Annotated in this window: 16 protein-coding genes and 1 pseudogene; 9 read left to right on the top strand and 8 right to left on the bottom strand. The window is 66.0% G+C overall.

Annotated features, from left to right (window positions below; translation table 11 throughout):
- Nucleotides 1-533 (bottom strand): hypothetical protein (locus tag SE91_RS37055; RefSeq protein WP_061848034.1); only part of this gene is annotated, 533 nt, incomplete at its 3' end.
- 340 nt (nt 534-873) lie between these two features.
- On the opposite strand from SE91_RS37055, the gene SE91_RS14380 reads away from it, so the two are divergent.
- Nucleotides 874-2,433 carry a glycoside hydrolase family 17 protein gene (locus SE91_RS14380; protein ID WP_061851126.1) on the top strand — a complete coding sequence of 520 codons (1,560 nt, stop codon included), beginning with the start codon at nt 874-876 and terminating at the stop codon, nt 2,431-2,433.
- Here SE91_RS14380 and SE91_RS14385 read toward each other — a convergent pair.
- Nucleotides 2,393-2,773, bottom strand: a complete 381-nt coding sequence (locus SE91_RS14385; RefSeq protein ID WP_060736113.1) for a hypothetical protein — start codon at nt 2,771-2,773, stop codon at nt 2,393-2,395. The two genes, SE91_RS14380 and SE91_RS14385, sit on opposite strands and share 41 nt — an antisense overlap.
- A gap of 153 nt (nt 2,774-2,926) precedes the next feature.
- Here SE91_RS14385 and SE91_RS36255 point away from each other — a divergent pair, with 153 nt between their 5' ends.
- Entirely contained in the window at nt 2,927-3,073 is a 147-nt protein-coding gene (locus tag SE91_RS36255) for a hypothetical protein (RefSeq protein ID WP_156489614.1), read from the top strand.
- 94 nt (nt 3,074-3,167) lie between these two features.
- Here the strand turns inward: SE91_RS36255 and SE91_RS14390 are convergent, their stop codons facing one another.
- Complete coding sequence (locus tag SE91_RS14390; RefSeq protein WP_061848035.1) at nt 3,168-3,608, bottom strand: MgtC/SapB family protein; 441 nt, start codon at nt 3,606-3,608, stop codon at nt 3,168-3,170.
- A 133-nt stretch (nt 3,609-3,741) separates the two neighbouring features.
- The gene (locus SE91_RS14395) at nt 3,742-5,130 is read right to left on the bottom strand and encodes a hypothetical protein (protein WP_061848036.1); all 1,389 of its coding nucleotides are present in this window, start codon (nt 5,128-5,130) and stop codon (nt 3,742-3,744) included.
- A gap of 158 nt (nt 5,131-5,288) precedes the next feature.
- Between SE91_RS14395 and glmU the strand changes: the two genes are divergently transcribed.
- The gene (glmU, locus tag SE91_RS14400) at nt 5,289-6,644 is read left to right on the top strand and encodes a bifunctional UDP-N-acetylglucosamine diphosphorylase/glucosamine-1-phosphate N-acetyltransferase GlmU (RefSeq protein ID WP_061848037.1); all 1,356 of its coding nucleotides are present in this window, start codon (nt 5,289-5,291) and stop codon (nt 6,642-6,644) included.
- 6 nt (nt 6,645-6,650) lie between these two features.
- Here glmU and SE91_RS14405 read toward each other — a convergent pair whose 3' ends face one another.
- Complete coding sequence (locus SE91_RS14405; RefSeq protein WP_060736110.1) at nt 6,651-6,881, bottom strand: hypothetical protein; 231 nt, start codon at nt 6,879-6,881, stop codon at nt 6,651-6,653.
- 221 nt (nt 6,882-7,102) lie between these two features.
- Here SE91_RS14405 and glmS point away from each other — a divergent pair, with 221 nt between their 5' ends.
- The 4 genes from glmS to panE all read left to right on the top strand — a co-directional run bounded on the left by glmS (nt 7,103) and on the right by panE (nt 11,909).
- Nucleotides 7,103-8,929, top strand: coding sequence for a glutamine--fructose-6-phosphate transaminase (isomerizing) (gene glmS / locus SE91_RS14410; RefSeq protein ID WP_061848038.1), 1,827 nt, complete (start codon nt 7,103-7,105; stop codon nt 8,927-8,929).
- Nucleotides 8,930-9,013: 84 nt separating this feature from the next.
- Entirely contained in the window at nt 9,014-9,784 is a 771-nt protein-coding gene (locus SE91_RS14415; protein WP_008563750.1) for a DUF502 domain-containing protein, read from the top strand.
- 104 nt (nt 9,785-9,888) lie between these two features.
- Nucleotides 9,889-10,758: an NAD(P)-dependent oxidoreductase gene (locus tag SE91_RS14420; RefSeq protein ID WP_061848039.1), complete on the top strand. Its 870-nt coding sequence runs from the start codon at nt 9,889-9,891 to the stop codon at nt 10,756-10,758.
- Between the two features lie 221 nt (nt 10,759-10,979).
- Nucleotides 10,980-11,909, top strand: a complete 930-nt coding sequence (gene panE, locus SE91_RS14425) for a 2-dehydropantoate 2-reductase (RefSeq protein ID WP_061848040.1) — start codon at nt 10,980-10,982, stop codon at nt 11,907-11,909.
- On the opposite strand, the gene recG is transcribed toward panE, so the two are convergent.
- Nucleotides 11,906-14,014, bottom strand: a complete 2,109-nt coding sequence (recG, locus tag SE91_RS14430; RefSeq protein WP_061848041.1) for an ATP-dependent DNA helicase RecG — start codon at nt 14,012-14,014, stop codon at nt 11,906-11,908. The two genes, panE and recG, sit on opposite strands and share 4 nt — an antisense overlap.
- A gap of 191 nt (nt 14,015-14,205) precedes the next feature.
- Between recG and SE91_RS14435 the strand changes: the two genes are divergently transcribed.
- Nucleotides 14,206-14,496: an FAD assembly factor SdhE gene (locus tag SE91_RS14435; RefSeq protein ID WP_061848042.1), complete on the top strand. Its 291-nt coding sequence runs from the start codon at nt 14,206-14,208 to the stop codon at nt 14,494-14,496.
- Complete coding sequence (gene mfd / locus SE91_RS14440; protein ID WP_061848043.1) at nt 14,493-18,011, top strand: transcription-repair coupling factor; 3,519 nt, start codon at nt 14,493-14,495, stop codon at nt 18,009-18,011. Before SE91_RS14435 ends, mfd begins: the two co-directional genes overlap by 4 nt.
- A gap of 131 nt (nt 18,012-18,142) precedes the next feature.
- Here the strand turns inward: mfd and SE91_RS14445 are convergent, their stop codons facing one another.
- Nucleotides 18,143-19,366: a hypothetical protein gene (locus tag SE91_RS14445; RefSeq protein ID WP_061848044.1), complete on the bottom strand. Its 1,224-nt coding sequence runs from the start codon at nt 19,364-19,366 to the stop codon at nt 18,143-18,145.
- An 85-nt stretch (nt 19,367-19,451) separates the two neighbouring features.
- Nucleotides 19,452-19,814 (bottom strand): annotated as a pseudogene (locus SE91_RS14450) (long-chain fatty acid--CoA ligase); the annotation flags it as partial.

The following is a 19,814-nucleotide window of genomic DNA, read 5'->3' on the forward strand; positions in this document are numbered from 1 at the left end:
TGCGCATTGTTGGCCGCGGGCGCGGCCGGCGGGGAGGTGCTCGCCGCCGCCTGCTGCGGCTGGGCGGCCGGATTGATCCAGCAGGCGTGCACGCGGCTGTCCAGGGTCTCGGCGACCTTGGGGTCGATCTGCCCGCCGAAGCGAGTCAGGCAACGGAACGCAGCCTGGATGTGGCCGCCCGGGCAGCCGAAACGGTCGTAGAGGTCGAGATGACGGAACGCGGTATCGAGGTCGTCCCGCCACATCAGCCGCACCACGCGGCGGCCGAGCCAGACGCATTCGGGATTGCCGGCGGGGCCATTGATGACCTGGGCCGCTTCCGCGAATTCATCGGTGCGGCGCTGGTTCTGGGCGGCGTCCTTGGCGGCGGCGTCGGCGGGCTGGGCGGCAGCCTTGCCCTGATCGGGGGTGGGAGTGCCGCTCTGGGCGGAGGCGCCACCGAGACCGGCGAGAACGAGGAGAGAGGAGACGGCCAAGGTGGCGGCGAACTGCCGCAGGACCGCATTTCGTGACTCAAACACCCGTTGCCGCATGAATTCCCCAATGTATCCGCTGGCCGCCCGCGTCAGGATCCCGCGGACATGCCGGTGATGGCGTCCAAATGGGTCTCCAATGCGGCGGAAAAGTCTTTCGGAGTCCATGACCTGTATTTGGAATTTTGTCCAGCAAAGTCACGATGCTAGGCCCCGGTCGAACGGCCGCAGCCGGTTTGGCCGGGAGAGGCGCGGATCCGCAGGCGGATCGGCATTTGGACACCCCCTTGGCAGACGGCGTGCAAGCAGGTAATCGACGGACCCTTCGCGGAGGACGGAACCGATTTCTCTTCGTACGCCACTGGCGCTTCTGCTCGTTTCATTGGGTGCGATTGCTGCCGTGTGGTGGTGGTTGGCGACGCCGATCACGCTCGCGCGCGCCCCGATCGATCCCGCCGATAAAGTCCAGTGCGTCTCCTATGCACCGTTCCGCGGCGAGCAGACGCCGCTGGAGCCGTGGACCCATATCGACGCCGAGCAGATCGAGCAGGATCTGCGCCAGCTCAAGGAGATCACCGACTGCGTCCGCACCTATTCGATGGAGAACGGGCTCGACCAGGTGCCGGCGATCGCCGCCAAGGTCGGCGGCCTGAAGGTGCTGCAGGGCATCTGGCTCTCCAGCAACCGCACCAAGAACTACGAGCAGGCCGGACTTGCGATCCGCCTCACCAAGCAATTTCCGGAGATCATCACCGCGGTCATTGTCGGCAACGAGGTGCTGCTGCGCGGCGAAATGACGACGGCGGACCTCGTCTCCCTCATCCGCCTGGTGAAGTCCCAGGTCAGCGTTCCCGTCACTTACGCCGATGTCTGGGAGTTCTGGCTGAAGAACCGCGAGGTTTATGATTCCGTCGACTTCGTCACGATCCACATCCTGCCCTATTGGGAGGACATCCCGGTGAGGGCGAAATTCGCCAGCGCCCATGTGGAGACGATCCGCGAGCGCATGGCGGTGGCGTTTCCGGGCAAGGAGATCCTGATCGGCGAGACTGGCTGGCCGAGCGCGGGACGCATGCGCGAGGGCGCGCTGCCGTCGCGCACCAACCAGGCGCGGGTGGTGTCCGAGATCCTGGCGCTCGCAAAGGCCCAGAAATTCCGCGTCAACCTGATCGAGTCCTACGACCAGCCGTGGAAGCGCAAGCTGGAGGGCACGGTCGGCGGCTATTGGGGCCTTTACGATTCGGTGCGGCGGAATCTGAAATATCCGCCGGGCGAGCCGATCAGCAATTTCCCGTACTGGAAATGGTACATGGGCGCCGGCATGGGGCTCAGCGTGCTGGTGTTTGCGGTTGCGCTGATCACGCTGCGCCGGCGGCCCTGGACGCCGCGTTTCTCGGCCTGGCTCGGCGTCGGCATCTCGGCCACGACGGCAGGCATCCTGCTCGGGGTGGGCGCCGACAAGATGTATTACGAGAGCTACGGCATCGGCGGCTGGCTGCTCTGGGGCGCGCTGCTGCTCGCCGGTATCCTGTCGCCGATCTTCTGCGCGCAGGCCATGGTGATCGGCCGCAGTCTTCCGACCTTCCTCGACCTGCTCGGCCCGCGCGAGGGCCGCAAATGGTCGAAGCTCACGGCGGTTCTCGGCCTGACGCTGGCGGTGACGGCGGTGATCGCGGCCGCGACGGCGCTCGGCTTCGTGTTCGACCCGCGCTACAAGGATTTCCCCTACGCGTCGCTGACGATGGCGGTGGTGCCGTTCGCGCTTTTGATGCTGAACCGGCCGCAGATCGGCCAACGGCCGATTGCGGAGGCGGTGTTCGCAGGGCTGCTGGCGCTGTCGGCCGTCTTCGTGCTCTTCAACGAAGGCCGCGACAATTGGCAGTCGCTGTGGACCTGCGCGATCTACCTGTTGTTCGCGCTCACGCTGTGGCGGGCGCGGGCCGAGCAAATCCAAGAATGAACAGGCCGATCGCAAGGCCCGACAGCACGACGTTGTAGAGCACGATGCCGAGGCCCGCGGCGATGACGCCGACGGTGAGCAGCACGATCGACGGCCGCATCAGGTTCAATGTCGCCACCACCAGCGCCACGATCCCGAACACCGAGTTCTTGAACAGCACGGTCGCGACCGAGCGCGCCTTGCAGGTCATGGTCTGAAGCCCGGCGTCGCAGGCGAGCGCAACTTGGGACAATTCGATCGCGAGGTAGCGCAGATAGAACGCAATGCCGACGCTGGCAAAGCCGACGACGATCAGGAACTGCACCTGGTAGGGCGTGAGGCGGAAAGGCTTTTTAGTCATGCGGGCAATATGGTCGGGATGGCGCGGGCAGGCAACAGGGCAGCATGATGTTTCTGTTCCATACGGCCGGCCATGCATCCTCCAGGAACACGCGCCGGGCTGGCCGGTTCTGGATGTCGTGACGTCTAACGCAGGTGTCTTCGAGGAGCGAGCATGGACAAGCCAACCCAGGAGCAGCTGGACGAGCTCAAGAAGCTGAGCAAGGAAGCGCGGGTCGAGGACTGGTCGGAAATCGTGCAGTCCAAGGACGAAGCGGAGATGCGCATTCGTGATCTGAAGGAGAAGGCGCGCATGGAATAGTGATGGCCTGCGCAGTTGTTCGAGAAATCCGATCTCCGTCGTCCGGAGAGCTGCGCTCGTCTCGTTCTACCGATGCGAATAGTCGCTTTCGGAACTATTTCAATCCGAGGCGGCGTTCGAGCCAGCTGAGCGCGAACAGCACGAATAATGTGACTGCGATGGCGGCGCCGACCAGCATCCAGGCACCCAACGCGCAGGCTATGCCAAGTCCGGCAGCGATCCAGACCGTCGCCGCCGTGGTGAGGCCATGAACCGTTTTGGCCTTGACGTCGTGCAGGATGACGCCCGCACCAATGAATCCGACGCCGCTCAGCACGCCGGTAACGACGCCCTGGATCACCCTCGAGATCGCATCCGGATGGTCGCGCAGATTCTGAAACTCGATCACGGAAATCGAGATCAGCGCAGAGCCCAAGGCCACCAGCGCCAGGGTGCGCATGCCCACGGGCTTGTCGTTCATGTCGCGATCGATGCCGATCACCAGCCCTGTCGCCGCGGCAACGAGAAGTCTCAGCACATCATCCAGTTCGTTCATCGGGCACGCATGTCTTGGGGGAGGGCGACCATCGGGCGCGTCGGGGGATGCGCGAACTTGCGCGGAAAGCGCGGCTCACGTCCAAGCGTCCGATGGTCGCATGCTCGCAGCGCTGCCTGTGGCGGTCGCAACACTACCGCCTGAAGAAAGAGGACAAGGTCGATGTCGCAGATGCAGAGGCCTCCGGCTTCGCTGGCGCGGGCTGAGGCGCCGCAGGGGCGGCGGGCGCGGGCTCCTCACGCTTCGACGAGCGCTTCGAGGAGTAGCTGCGGCGGCGTTTGTCCGGCTTGGCGCTGGGCGCTGGCGCGGTTTCGGCTTGCGGGACGGCGTCCTGATTCTTCTCGGCGTTCTTGTCCTGGACGCGGTCCTGACTCTTCTCCGACTTCTCTGGCCCGCCGCGCATCGACAGGCGCTGGCCGTCGAACACGGTGGTCTCGCAATGGCGCTCGTTCGCGGTCAGGCCCGCGCAGAGCTTTGCCGCGGCGGCAGCGTTGATCAGGGGGCCGGCCCCGAGCCGGAGCTGCATGCCGAGGCCGGTGGCGCCTTCCTTGATCATGATGATCGGCCGCAATGCGCCAACTTCCGGATTGGATTTGGTCACGCCGCGCCACAGCGCGCGCAGTCCGTCGATCGAATTGGCACCGCCGAGGTCGAGCGCAAAGCGCGTCTGCTGGACCGCGATCGCTGGAGATTCGGTTTCGGCTGCTTCAGGCGGCTTGGTTGCGGCCGCAGCAACCTCGGTCGGGGCAGCAGCGGGCTCGGCCTTCTTCTCCGCGGCCTTGTCAGCTGGCTTCTCCGCGGTCTTCTCAGTCGATTCGGGCTGAATCAGTTTCGACGCGGCGGCATCCGGCGGCGCCATGATCGACTTGGAGGGCACCAGCGGAATAGTCGGCAGCGCCGAATTCAGGGCCGACTGCTGCTGCATGAGCGAGGCGGCGGCCGCAGTCTGCAGCGGCGGGGTCGGCGCCTCCTTCAAAACTTCTTTCGGCGCATCCTTCGAGGCGTTGGCCTCGATGCGCGGTTTCTCGCTGGCCGGCGCCGGCGTCGAGGTCACCGGCGCGACGCTGGGAGCTGCGGGCGCCGGCGCTGCATCCTGCGGCTTCACTGTCGTAGCGGCCTGCGGCGGGGTGGCCGCCTGCTTGGCGATGGCACCGGTGACGGAATCGATGCCCTGCTCCAGCACCGTGACGCGCGAATAGAGCCGGTCGCGGTCGCTGTTCAGCGTCTCGATGGCAGCGGCGAGCCGGCGTGCTTCGTTCTGGCTCTCCTTGGTCAGCAACTGGAGCCGGTCGGCCTGGCGCGCGAGATCGGCGGAGGCAACCTGGTCGCGCCGCCAGCCGAGATGAGCCTGATTGGCCATCACGGCGACGACGACGGCTGCCACGGCTGCCACGCCCCACGAGCCCAGTCGCCACATCATGCGGCGGTCGAACGCGCTTTCCTCGGCCAAAAGTCCGGAGAACAGCCCGCCGGTCTCCTTGGTGTCGAAGGCATCCGCCAGTGGGTCGGAATCCTTTGCCATGAACGTTAAGTGCCCAGCCCCGAATCAATCAGGGAACATTAACAGGAAAACCCCGATGCACTTGAATTCCGGGCGTTTGCGGGGGTAGCTAAGACGTTAGCATCAGGGCGGCTTGCCGTCCGCCGCACCATTGATTCGGCTTATCTGACAGGATTTCGATGACCGCCCGCTCCAGCCTCACGATCGTGCTCGCCGCCGGCGAAGGCACGCGCATGCGATCGAGCCTGCCGAAAGTGCTGCATCCCGTCGCACATCAGAGCCTGCTCGCCCATGTGCTCGCCGCCGCACCGACGGGAACCGGCACCGCGCTCGCCGTCGTGATCGGCCCCGACCATCAGGCCGTGGCCGATCAGGCGAAGCGCATCCGCCCCGACGCGCTCACCTTCGTGCAGGCCGAGAGGCTCGGCACCGCGCATGCGGTGCTGGCCGCGCGCGAGGCGATCGCGCGGGGCGTGGACGATCTCCTGATCGCGTTCGGTGACACGCCGCTGATCTCGGCCGAAACCTTCGCGCGGCTGCGCGCACCGCTGGCCAGGGGCGCCGCCATCGCGGCGCTCGGTTTTCGGGCCGCCGATCCCACCGGCTATGGCCGCTTCATCGTCGAGGGCGACCGCCTGGTCGCGATCCGCGAGCAGGCCGATGCCAGTGAAGCCGAGCGCAAGATCGATCTGTGCAATGCCGGCGTGATGGCGATCGATGGCCGCCGCGCGCTCGAGATACTTGGACAAATCGGCAATGCCAATTCCAAGGGCGAATATTATCTGACGGACGCAGTCGGTATCGTCCGCGACAAGGGATGGGAGGCCGTGGTGATCGAAACCAGCGAAGACGAGGTGCGCGGCATCAACACCAAGGCGCAGCTCGCGGAAGCAGAAGGCGTGATGCAGGCGCGCCTGCGCAAAGCGGCGATGGAGGCCGGCGTCACGCTGATCGCGCCGGAGACGGTGTATCTGTCCGCCGACACCGTGTTCGGCAAGGACGTCACCATCGAGCCGTTCGTGGTGATCGGACCCGGCGTGTCGATTGCCGACGGCACGGTCATCCACTCGTTCTCGCATATCGTCGAGACCACGCTCGGCAAGAAGGTTTCGATCGGCCCCTATGCGCGACTGCGTCCGGGCACGTCGCTGGGCGATGGCGCACGGATCGGCAATTTCGTGGAGACCAAGGCGGCAACGCTGGAGGCTGGCGTCAAGGTCAACCATCTCTCCTATATCGGTGACGCCACCGTCGGCGCCAATTCCAACATCGGCGCCGGAACCATCACCTGCAACTACGACGGCTTCAAGAAGCACAAGACGATCATCGGGCAGGGCGCCTTCGTCGGCACCAATTCCTCGCTGGTCGCGCCGGTGAAGATCGGCAACGGCGCCTATATCGGCTCGGGCTCGGTGATCACGAAGGACGTGCCCGACGACGCCATGGCGCTCGAGCGCAACCAGCAGACCATCCGGGAAGGCGGCGCGGTGCGCTATCGCGAGCTGAAGACGGGGGGCAAGAAGCCGGAGAAGTGAGCGGCGCTAGTCGTCTTCGTCGACCTTCGAGAACATCGCGCGCTGCAAGCGCCATCCGCGCGGCCCGGCGCGCTTTGCCGGCTCGCTGGCGGTCTGACTGACGAGGACGGGCTTGGATTCCTTCCCCCGCTCCTTGGCACGCAAGGGCGGCGGCCAGTGCGACAGATGCGTACCTGTGGTCTCGCTGGCGTGCAGGTAGATCGGCGACAGCCCTTTGCGGTCGGACGAGTCCTTCATGATCTTCCACTCCCGGGTGGAAGCGTTGGTCAAATTCATTGACAATGAGTTAACGCGTGCGGTTTAAGGCCGGCCAACCGAGGCAGGCGAAGCAGAAATCGCGGGCCCCATGCTGTCTCAATCAGCAATAATTATTGAGTATCTGGTTCCCTCGGAATCTCGCTAAAAGCCGAGCGTGTCGTTTAGGCGATTTTTCGACGATTTGGGGGATATTGATCCGCATGTGCGGAATTGTCGGCATTCTCGGGCGCGGGCCGGTTGCAGAGCAATTGGTGGATTCGCTCAAACGTCTCGAATATCGCGGCTATGATTCCGCGGGCGTCGCCACGCTCGAAGGCAAGCAGCTGGAGCGCCGCCGCGCCGAGGGCAAGCTGAGGAATCTGGAGAGGCGGCTCGAAGCCGAGCCCCTGAAGGGCACCACCGGCATCGGCCATACCCGCTGGGCCACCCACGGCAAGCCGACCGTCAACAACGCCCATCCGCATGCGACCGAGCGCGTGGCCGTGGTCCACAACGGCATCATCGAGAATTTCCGCGAGCTGCGTGAGGAGCTCGAGAAGAAGGGCACGGTGTTCCACACCGAGACCGACACGGAGATCGTGCTGCACCTCGTCGACGATCTGCTCGCGCGCGGCAACAAGCCGGTCGAGGCCGTCAAGCTGACGCTGTCGCGCTTGCGCGGCGCCTTCGCGCTGGGCTTCATCTTCGCCGGCGACGACGACCTCATGATCGGCGCCCGCAACGGCCCGCCGCTCGCGATCGGCTATGGCGACGGCGAGATGTATCTCGGCTCGGATGCCATCGCGCTAGGACCGTTCACCGACACGATCAGCTACCTCGAGGACGGTGACTGGGTCGTGCTGACGCGCAAGAGCGCCACGATCTTCGACAAGGATGGCCACCCCGTCCAGCGCGACAAGATCAGGCACGCCGCCTCGACCTCGCTGGTCGACAAGGCCAATTACCGCCACTTCATGGCCAAGGAGATCCACGAGCAGCCGGAGGTGGTGGGCCACACCCTGGCGCGCTATGTCGACATGGCGACCGAGCGCGTCGCGCTGCCGGTGAAGCTGCCGTTCGACTTCAACACCATCCAGCGCATCAATATCACCGCCTGCGGCACCGCGAGCTATGCCGGCTTCGTCGCCAAGTACTGGTTCGAGCGCTTTGCGCGCCTGCCGGTCGAGGTCGATGTCGCCTCCGAATTCCGCTATCGCGAGGCGCCCTTGCGCAAGGGCGATCTCGCCATCTTCATCTCGCAGTCCGGCGAGACCGCCGACACGCTGGCGGCGTTGCGTTACGCCAAGGCCGAGGGCGCGCACACGGTAGCCGTCGTCAACGTGCCGACCTCGACGATCGCGCGCGAGAGCGAGACCGTGCTGCAGACGCTCGCGGGCCCCGAGATCGGCGTCGCCTCGACCAAGGCCTTCACCTGCCAGCTCATGGTGCTGGCAAACCTTGCGATCGCGGCCGGCAAGGCGCGCGGTGAGCTGTCCGACGAGGACGAGACCAAGCTCGTCCACGGCCTCGTCGAGGTTCCCCGTCTGATGTCGGATGCGCTCACCACCGAGCTCCAGATCGAGAAGCTCGCGCGTGAGATCGCCAAATCGCGCGACGTGCTCTATCTCGGCCGCGGCACCAGCTTCCCGCTCGCGCTCGAAGGCGCGCTGAAGCTGAAGGAGATCTCCTACATCCACGCCGAGGGCTATGCCGCCGGTGAACTCAAGCACGGGCCGATCGCTCTGATCGACGAGACCATGCCGGTGGTGGTCATTGCGCCCCACGACCGCGTGTTCGAGAAGACGGTATCCAACATGCAGGAGGTCGCCGCCCGCGGCGGCAACATCATCCTGATGACCGATGCCAAAGGCGCCGAAGAGGCGACGGTCGAGTCCCTCGTCACCATCGTCATGCCCGACATGGCGGCGGCGTTCACGCCGATGGTCTATGCCGTTCCCGTGCAATTGCTCGCCTATCACACTGCTGTCGTCATGGGCACCGACGTCGACCAGCCGCGCAACCTCGCGAAATCGGTGACCGTGGAATAGGCAGAAGGGATAACGGTCGGCCGCAGTCTTCCAAAACCTGCTAGAAGCCCCTAGCTTGTGTGCTGCGACCGACTTGGAACCCGAATGACCACCCGCGACGACGCGCCTGCGCCCCTCGATCCCCTCCCGGAACCGCATACCGGCCTGATGGGCCGTTTCCGCAATTATTTCCTGACCGGCCTCGTGGTGACGGGGCCGATCGCGATTACCCTTTATCTCGTGTGGTGGTTCGTCACCTGGGTCGACGGCGTGGTGCGACCGTTCGTGCCGCTCGCCTACCGGCCCGAGACCTATATGCCCTACGTCATTCCCGGCTGGGGACTGGTCGTCGCATTCTTCACGTTGACCCTGGTCGGCTTCCTCGCCGCCAATCTGATCGGACGGACGCTGGTCGACGTCGGTGAAACGTTCCTCGGCCGCATCCCCGCGGTGCGCGCGATCTATCGTGGCTTGAAGCAGGTGTTCGAGACGTTGTTCTCGGGCAAGGGGTCGAGCTTCCGGAAAGTGGGCCTGGTCGAGTTTCCTTCCCCCGGCATGTGGTCGATCGTGCTGATCTCGCAATCGCCGAACGAGGACATCGCGCGCAGCCTGCCTGGACAGGAAGAGCACGTCTCGGTGTTCCTGCCGTGCTCGCCCAACCCGACCACCGGCTTCTTCTTCTATGTCCCGAAGAGCAGGATCATCGAGGTCGACCTCACCGCCGAGGATGCCGCGACGCTGATCATGTCGGCCGGCGTGGTGCAGCCGGGCTCGGCGCCGGATCCGAAGAAGGCTGCCGCGCTCGCGGGCGTGGCCAACGCGGCGCGCATCGCCAACGCGTCGGCGCTCAAGGCTCAGCCTGCGAAAGTGGAGTAGGGCCATTCCCGCGCGGGATGGCCGCATTCACGCAGGCGTTGGTAGCCTCTGCTAATCTCCGATCGAACTGAGCGCCTCGCTCGGAATTCGATTTGGAGTGCAAGATGTCCAAGACGACGTCGAAGACCATCGCGATCCTCGCGCCCGGCGCCATGGGCAGTGCCGTGGCCCGCCGCCTCAGCGAAAACGGCGCGCGCGTGCTGACGTCCCTGAAAGGACGTAGCGAGGCGACGTTGAAACGCGCAGCGGATGCCGGGATGATCGGCGCCGCTGACGAAGCGATCGCGGACGCCGACATCATTCTTTCGATCGTGCCGCCGGGCGAAGCCGTGGCACTCGCCGAACGGCTCGCGGCGCTGATCGTCCGCCGCGAAAAGAAGCCGGTCGTGGTGGACTGCAACGCCGTCAACGTCGACACGGTGCGAGGGATCGAGGAGATCATCGGCTCGGCGCAGGCGCCGTTCGTCGATGGCGGCATCATCGGTTTTCCGCCGCAGCCCGGCGGCAAGAGCCCGGCCTTCTACATGTCGGGCGAGCACGCCAAGGACGTCGCCGTGCTCGGGAATCTCGGCCTCGACGTGCGGATCGTCGAAGGCCCGGTCGGCGCGGCCTCCGCGCTCAAAATGTCCTACGCCGGCATCGTCAAGGGTCTCGCCGGCATCGGCTCGGCCATGGTGGTCGCGGCAACGAAAGCGGGCGCGGCCGATGCGCTGCGTGATGAGCTCGCGCTGAGCCAGCCCGCGATCCTGGCCCGGCTCGAAGTCGCGCTGCCCGACATGATCCCGAAAGCCTACCGCTGGGTCGCGGAGATGCGGGAGATTTCCGGATTCCTCGGACCGGAGCATCCGGCCAGCCAGATCTACGAGGGCTTTGCGCGATGGTTCGAGCATCTGGCGGAGGATGCGAAGGGCGAGGCGGTGGATGCGGAGCTGATGAAGGCGTTTGCGGCGCGCATCGCGCAGAAGAAGGCCTAGTCTTCCGAATTGGCTGAAACCGACTTCAGAGAACCCTGGACGTTCCGGTCGCGTCTCAAGCGCACGACGGGAAAATCGGTGCCATATTGCAGGCGTTCAGCCTCGATGACAGGCTCGGTAGCGCCACGCCTTCGCTTCGCTCGCAATGACGGGGAGGAGACGGTGCGAGGCCCATCTGGTATCGTCTCTGCGGGCGCAGTACCTCCGCAAAAGGAGTTCGAATGAGAGTCTTGATCATCGGCGCGGGCGCTCTCGGCGGTTATTACGGAGCCTGTCTGGTTCGCGCGGGCGGTGACGTGACCTTTCTGGTGCGTCCCGTGCGGGCGGAGCAATTGCGACGGGACGGATTGCAGGTCGTGAGCCCGCACGGCGACTTTGCCGTGCAGCCGAAGCTTCTTCTGGCGCGCGATCTCAAGGAGCCGTTCGACGTCGTGCTCGTCGGCGTGAAGGCCTACTCGCTCGACGACGCGATGGACCAGTTTGCGCCGGCCGTCGGTGCCCACACGATGGTCCTGCCCATTCTTAACGGGTTGAAGCATATCGACGCTCTGACCGCCCGGTTCGGCGCCGCGCGCGTCCTCGGCGGGCTCGCGAACGTCAGTGCCGGGCTCGATGCGGACGGTCGTGTCGTTCAGTTCATGGCCAATCAGACGGTTGTTCTTGGCGAGATCGAGGGGATGTTGAGCGAGCGTGCGCTCGCGCTGGAGACGCTGCTTCAGGTTCCCGGCATCGACGTGCGCGCCAGCGAAACGATCATGCACGATATGTGGGAGAAATTCGTCCAGCTCAGCACGGTCGCCGGCAGCACCTGCCTGATGCGCGCGAGCATCGGCGACATCCTGGCCGTGCCGAACGGCGAGCAGTTTATTTTCCGTCTGTTTGCGGAATGCTGTGCTGTCGCGACGGCTTCAGGTTTTGAGCCACGCGCTCCGTTCATCGAGTTCGACCGGAAGCTGTTCACCACCCAGGGTTCGCCGCTGAAGGCCTCGATGCTGCGCGATATCGAGCGCGGTTCGATCACCGAGGCGGAGCATATCCTGGGCGATATGGCCAATCGGGCCCTTACGCTCGGCATCGATACGCCGCTCTTGGATCTGGCCCGCGCGCATGTGGCGGCGTACGAAATCGGGCGGCGCAGGGCGGTGGGCTAACCCGCACCGATCAGCGGAATTGCCTCGTCCCGTTCGTACAGATACAACAGGCACCGCAACGCCTCGCCGCGCTCGCCCCTCAGCTTCGGATCGTCCTTGAGGATGCGCAGCGCCTCGTCTCTCGCCTGCGCGATGAGCTGGCCGTGCACCTCCGGACGCGCGATGCGATAGCCGGGCAGACCGCTCTGGCGGACGCCCAGCACGTCGCCTTCGCCGCGCAGCTTCAAGTCTTCCTCGGCGATGCGGAAGCCGTCGGTAGTCTCGCGGATCACCTTCAGACGCGCCTTCGACATCTCGCCGAGCGGCTCAGAGTAGAGCAGGATGCAGGTCGAGGCCTCCGAACCGCGGCCGATGCGGCCACGCAGCTGGTGCAGCTGGGCAAGCCCGAAGCGCTCGGCATTCTCGATCACCATGATGGTCGCGGCGGGCACGTCGACGCCGACCTCGACCACGGTGGTCGCGACCAGGAGCCCGATCTCGTGGGCAGCGAACTGGCCCATCACGCGGTCCTTCTCGGTGCCCTTCATCTGGCCATGGACGAGGCCGACGCGGTCGCCGAAACGCTTTTGCAGGCTCTCGAAACGTTTGGTGGCGTTGGTCAGGTGCTCGGTGCCCTCCGCCTCGGATTCCTCGACCAGCGGGCAGATCCAGTAGACCAGCTTGCCGGCTTCGAGTGCGCGGCCGACGCCGTCCATGACTTCGCTGAGCCGGCTCATGGCGACCGCGCGGGTGTCGATCGGCTGGCGCCCGGCCGGTTTTTCGCGCAGCTCGGAAATGTCCATGTCGCCGAAATAGGTCAGCACTAGCGTGCGCGGGATCGGGGTTGCGCTCAGCACCAGCACGTCGACGGCTTCGCCCTTTGAGGTCAGCGCGAGGCGCTCGCGGACGCCGAAACGGTGCTGCTCGTCGACGATCGCGAGCGCAAGGTCGCGGAAGATGACATCGTCCTGGATCAACGCATGGGTGCCGACGAGCAGGTCGATCTCGCCGGCTTCGAGCTGCGCGATGAGCTCGCGCCGCTCCTTGCCCTTTTCCCGCCCGGTGAGGATCGCAACGCGCAATCCCGCACGCTCGGCGAGCGGGGCGATGGTCTTGATGTGCTGGCGCGCCAAAATCTCAGTCGGCGCCATTAGCGCAGCCTGCTTGCCGACCTCGGCGACCGCCGCGGCCGCCAGCAGCGCCACGACGGTCTTGCCGGAGCCGACGTCGCCCTGGAGCAGGCGGAGCATGCGCACCGGCTGTTTCAGATCGTCGGCGATGGCTGCGGCAGCGCTGCGTTGGGACGGCGTGAGCGCATAGGGCAGGGCGTCGATGATCTTGTTGCGCAGATGTCCGTCGCCGGCGTTGCGAACGCCGGCGGGGCGGCGCAACTGCGCGCGGATCAGCCCCAGCGCGAGCTGGCCGGCCAGAAGCTCGTCGAAGGCGAGGCGAGACCAGAACGGCTGGTCCGGCAGGATGTCCGTGAGCTCGACCGGCAGGTGCACGCGATTGAGCGCCTCCGCGACCGGCGGAAAACTACAGCGGCGCATCACCTCTGGACTGATCCATTCCGGCAGGGCCGGCAGCTTCTGCAGCGCCTGCGCGATCGCTCGCCGCAGCGATCCCAGCGCGAGGCCTTCGGTGAGCGGATAGATGGGGTCGATGCCGGAGACCTTTGCTATCGCCTCCTCGTCGAGCACGCGATCGGGATGCACGATCTGGGGGATGCCGTCATACATCTGCAGCGTGCCCGAGACGTAACGCTTCTCGCCGACCGGCAGCAGCTTCTCGACATAGCCCGGCTTGGCGCGGAAGAATGTCAGGACGACGTCGCCGGTATCGTCGCTGGCGTAGACGAGATATGGCGCGCGCGCGTTGCGCGGCGGGGGCGGGCGGTGGCGATCGACGGTGACCTCGAGCGTCACCATGGTTCCCTGCACCGCGTCGCGGATCTTCGGCCGGGCCCGGCGGTCGATGACCTGGCTCGGCAGATGCAGCAGCAAATCGACCAGCCGCGGCGTCTCGCTCCGGCTGAGCAGGTATTGCAGCAGCTTCTCCTGCTTCGGACCGACGCCGGACAGGCTGGTCACGGGAGCAAACAGCGGATTGAGCAGGCTGGGGCGCATCGGTGCAACAATCGTCATGCGCGGGCTCGACCCGCGCACCCATCTATTCAAGAGGATGGATTGCCGGGTCAAGCCCGGCAACAACGACCATAAATAATTGCCACAACAAAGGGCTGACATGACCTCTTCGAGTGGCTATATCAGCCCCGCCCGGCACGTCCGGGCTTTCTGCGTTTGACTGGATTTGAGACATGACGGGAACGACACGATCGAGCAGCGGGCTGGACGACCGCCGCAAGCGGCTTCTGTTCCGCTGCTGGCACCGCGGCACGCGCGAGATGGACCTGATCCTCGGCCGCTTCGCCGATGCCGAGATCGGCAATCTGTCGGATGTCGAGCTCGGCGAGCTCGAACGCCTGCTCGAGGTCAACGATCCCGATCTCTATGCCGCCATCACGGGCGACAAGGTGCTGCCGGCCGACTTCACCGGCGCGCTGTTCGCGCGCATCAAGGCGTTCCCGATCGCGGAACGCGACGCATGAAGCAGGGCATGAAATCTCCGGCCGAGCTGCTGACGCCCGGCCGTGCGCTGACGCTTGCCAATGTCGCCGAGGGCGCCGAGGGCCTCGTCGTCTCCGATCTCGCCCGCGCCATCGCGGCGCGGCCGAAGAAGCCCGCGGTCAGTCTTGCCGTGGTCTGCCGCGATGGTTCGCGGATGCAATCGCTCGAACGCGCCTTGCGCTTCTTCGCGCCCGATCTGCCGGTGCTGACCTTCCCGGCTTGGGATTGCCAGCCCTATGACCGCGTCTCACCGCATGGCGGCATCCTGGCCCAGCGCCTGACCACGCTGGCGCGGCTGGCCTCGCTCACCGGCAGCGACAAGCCGCTGATCGTGCTGACCACGGTGAATGCCGTGGTGCAACGCGTGCCCGCGCGCGAGCTCGTCGCGGCGCAGGCGCTGTCGGTCGCGCCGGGCAATGTGGTGCCGATGGACACCGTTGTCGCCTGGCTCGAGCACAACGGCTACAACCGCTCCTCGACTGTGCGCGAGCCCGGCGAATACGCGGTGCGCGGCGGCATTTTGGATCTGTTTCCGGCCGGCCTCGACCAGCCCGTGCGGTTCGACTTCTTCGGCGACAGCCTGGAATCGATCCGCTCGTTCGACGCGGAGACGCAGCGCACGCTGCTCGACATGCGCTCGCTCGATCTCGTGCCGGTCTCCGAATTCCAATTGGTGACCGACACCATCCGCCGTTTCCGCATGGGCTATGTCGCCGAGTTCGGCGCGCCCGAGCGCGACGATGCGCTGTACGAGGCTGTCAGCGAAGGCCGCCGCCATCCCGGCATGGAGCACTGGTTGCCGCTGTTCCAGGACCGGATGGACACGTTGTTCGACTATCTGCAAGGCGCAGCCGTCGCGATCGAGCCGCAGGCCGAGGACGCCGTGCGCGAGCGCTTCAAGCAGATCCTCGACTATTACCAGGCGCGCCGCGAGGCGATGGAGCATCCCGGTGGCGGCGCGATCTACAAGCCGCTGCCGCCCGATCGGCTTTATCTGACCGAGGAGGAGTGGGGCAGGCGCCTCGGCGATATCCCGCTGGCGCGGCTGACGCCGTTCTCGGTGCCGACCGACGGCACCAGCGTCGTCGATGCCGGTGCGCGCAAGGGCCGCGACTTTGCGCCGGAGCGCAACGACACCACGGTCAACGTGTTCGAATCCGTCGTCGCACATGTGATGGCCCTGCAGGCCCAGCGCAAGAAAGTCGTGATCGCGCTGTGGACCGAAGGCTCGCGCGACCGCATGACTTCGATGCTGCGCGACCACAAGCTGGCCCACACCACCAGCGTCAACAGCTGGCGGACGGTGCAGGCGACGCCCCGCAACGAGACCATGCTCGCCGTGCTCGGCCTCGAAAGCGGCTTCGAGACCGACGAGATCGCGCTCATCAGCGAGCAAGACATTCTCGGCGACCGCCTCGTGCGGCCGCGCAAGGCCAGCCGCAAGCTCGACAATTTCATCTCGGAGGTGACGAGCCTCACGGCCGGCGACATCGTCGTTCACGTCGACCACGGCATCGGCCGCTTCATCGGCCTGCAAACGCTCGACGTCGCCGGCGCACCGCATGACTGTCTCGAGCTGCATTACGCCGCCGAGACGAAGCTGTTCCTGCCCGTCGAGAACATCGAGCTGCTGTCCCGCTACGGTTCCGACCAGACCACGGTGGAGCTCGATCGTCTCGGCGGCAGCGGCTGGCAGACCCGCAAGGCCAAGCTGAAGAACCGCATCCGCGAGATCGCGGGCGAGCTGATCAAGATCGCTGCCGCGCGCCATTTGCACGAGGCACCCAAGCTGCCGGTGCAGCAAGGTCTCTATGACGAGTTCTGCGCACGTTTCCCCTATGACGAGACCGAGGATCAGTTAGGGGCCATCGAATCCACCCTGAAAGACCTCGAGCTCGGCCGTCCGATGGACCGCCTGATCTGCGGCGACGTCGGCTTCGGCAAGACCGAGGTTGCTCTCCGCGCGGCTTTTGCCGTTGCGCTCGAAGGCAAGCAGGTTGCGGTCGTGGTGCCGACCACGCTGCTCGCGCGCCAGCACGCGAAAACCTTCACCGAGCGCTTCAAGGGATTTCCGGTGAATGTGGCCCAGGCCTCGCGGCTGATCGCGACCAAGGAGCTGAACCAGGTCAAGAAGGGCATCGCCGACGGCTCGGTCGATATCGTCGTCGGCACCCACGCGCTGCTCGGCAAGGCCATCAAATTCCGTGATCTCGGCCTCGTCATCGTCGACGAGGAGCAACATTTCGGCGTCACCCACAAGGAGCGGTTGAAGGCGCTGCGCTCCGAGGTGCACGTGCTGACGCTGTCGGCGACGCCGATCCCGCGCACGCTGCAATTGGCGCTGACCGGCGTGCGCGAGCTCTCGATCATCGCCTCGCCGCCGGTCGACCGCCTCGCGGTGCGCACCTTCGTCGCCCCGCATGATCCCTTGATGATCCGCGAGGCGCTCTTGCGCGAGCGCTATCGCGGCGGCCAGGCGTTCTACGTGGTGCCGCGCATCGACGACCTCGCCGAGGTCAAGGACTTCCTCGACAAGAACGTGCCGGAGATGAAGGTCGCGGTCGCGCACGGGCAGATGCCGCCTGCGGTGATCGAGGACATCATGACGGCGTTCTACGACGGCAAGTTCGACATCCTGCTGTCGACCACGATCGTCGAGTCCGGCCTCGACATCCCCAACGCCAACACGCTGATCGTGCATCGTGCCGACATGTTCGGTCTCGCGCAGCTCTATCAGCTCCGCGGCCGCGTCGGCCGCTCCAAGCTGCGCGCCTATGCGCTGTTCACGCTGCCGGCGCAGCAGAAGATCACGGCGCAGGCCGAGCGCCGGCTCACGGTGCTGCAATCGCTGGAGACGCTGGGCGCCGGCTTCCAGCTCGCCTCGCACGACCTCGACATCCGCGGCGCCGGCAATCTGCTCGGCGAGGAGCAATCCGGCCACATCAAGGAGGTCGGCTTCGAGCTCTATCAATCGATGCTGGAGGAGGCGATCGTCAACCTCAAGGCCGGCGTCTCCGAGCCCGCCGCCGACCGCTGGTCGCCGTCGATCACCATCGGCATGCCGGTGCTCATCCCAGAGGATTACGTCAGCGATCTCTCGGTGCGGCTGTCGCTGTACCGGCGCCTCGCCGACCTCGACACCGAGGAGGAGATCGAGAACTTTGGTGCCGAGATGCGCGACCGGTTCGGCGTGCTGCCCGACGAGGTGCGCTACCTGTTCAAGGTCGCCGCGATCAAGGCGTTCTGCCGCCGGGCCAATGTCGAGAAGATCGACGCGGGCCCGAAGGGCGCGGTCATCGTCTTCCGCGACAATTCCTTCGCCTATCCAGATCGCCTCGTGACTTTCATCCGCAGCCACGGCCAGGCCGCCAAGGTGCGACCCGACATGAAGGTGGTGTTCCTGCAGGACTGGGAGACGCCGGAAGAGCGGCTTGCCGGCACCACCGAGATCATGCGGCAACTGGCGCAACTCGCCGAGAGCAAGAAGGCGGCGTAGGCCCCCGTTCTCACCGCGTCATTGCGAGGAGCGCTCGCGACGAAGCAATCCAGAATCTATCCGTTGAGGCAGTCAGGATTCCTTCGCTTCGCTCGCAATTACGGTGTTTGTTGCGGCCGCGTGCAAGAAAACTACGACGCTGCCCTCGAGGCATCCGCCGACAGCCGGGCCAGCAGCGACCTCGCCGTATCCGACGGCGACAGCGAGTCCACGCTGACGACGGGATCGCTGCGCATCTCGTGCTTGCCGTTGGACGTGTGCCGCATCACCGCGGACAGGCGGCGGGCGATCATATGCGCGGTGCGGAAGTCGGTCTCCGCGAACACCACGATCACCGAGCCATCCTTCTGCGCCGTGCCAAAATCCATCTGCCGCATCAGGCGGCTGAGGATGCGGGCGGCGTCGAGCTGGGCGCGGGGATTGTTGGGATCGAAGGCGAAGCGGGCGACGGAGAGGCCGCCGCCGCGGGCGAGCGTCTGCTCGACCGCCTTGGCGAAATCGCGGGCGAAGGCTTCCACCGTGAGCAGGCCGCTGCGCGGGTCGAGCCAGCCGCCGGCATCGATTGAGCGCAGCGTGCGGCTCAGCTGCGCTTCCATCGCATGCTGGCGGATCAGCGGCAGGGCATTGGCGGCGATCTTCGCCGGCTCGCCCGCGATCAGCTCGAGATTCGGCAGATCGTAGCTCTGCGCGAGCTGGTGCGCGGTGACGATGACGGGCAGGTTGCGGAAGCGGGTGTCCTCGGCGAGCACGGTCAGGAAGGCATCGGTGACGCGCGCCGTGAAACCTTCGGCGAGCACGACGCCGTCGAGGTCGCGGGTGTTGAGATGCTTTGCGGCGGCCTCGATCGAGAGTGCGCCGATGACGCCGACGCGTTCGCCGAGTGCCACCGAGAGCGCAGGATAGGCCGCGCCGCGGCCGATCAGCAGCACGGTGGCATCGCGCGCGGGATCGGCCTGCGGCAGCGTGACAGTCACTTCAGGCAGCCGGCGCAGCACAGTGGCATGAAGGGTGCGCACGCGCAGCGCGGCGCGCAGCCGCGCGACCAGGCGATCGGGCGTGCCGCCGCGTGTGGCGAAGGGCAGGGCGTTGGGAGGCAGCGGCACCGCAGCATCCATCGCGACGAAGGGAAGATAGGGCGACTGGCCGGCGATCTTCTTGGCGAAGACGGCGATGTGCGGCTCGTGCCCGCCGGACATCGCGGCGAGAACGGCGGCCGGCTGCACTTGCTCGACGGCGCGCGCGGCGCTGGCCCAGTCGGTGTCGACCACGGGAAAGAGCCGGGCCTCGTCCAGCGCCGCGATGAAGGCGGGGCGCTCGGTATTGGACACAAACAGGATCGGACCCGCCTGGGACATTAAGAAGCTCTGATCACGCAACAGGTTCCGCGCAATCTAGATCGACCGCCTTAATGCGGCGTCAACGTATCCCTCGAAACTGCGGTCAAGCCGGGCCGGAGCGGTCGCGAAAGGCCTCGACCATCAGGGGGTTAAGCCCGAGTTCGCTCAGCGCTTCGCGGGCGCGGGCATTGTCCTGGGCCCGTCCCGCCAGCCGGTGGCCGGAGAGGCGGTCGGGCAGGGCGGTGAGCAGCGCACCCTGGCCGAGCCGGCGAGCCCATTCCTGGAGATCGTTGGACAGGAAGCGATAGCCGCCGACGGCCATGATGCCGGAAGGCGGCGCAGTGATGCAGATCGCCCCGCTCGGACGGTCGATCCGCGCGGCATAGCCGGTGTCGACATAGTCGCGCGGCGGCTGCGCAATGAGGGCCTCGCCGACCGGCTGCGGCGGCGCGTAGGCCGCGATCGG

The organism is Bradyrhizobium sp. DOA1 (genome assembly GCF_001593325.1).
Classification (GTDB): domain Bacteria; phylum Pseudomonadota; class Alphaproteobacteria; order Rhizobiales; family Xanthobacteraceae; genus Bradyrhizobium.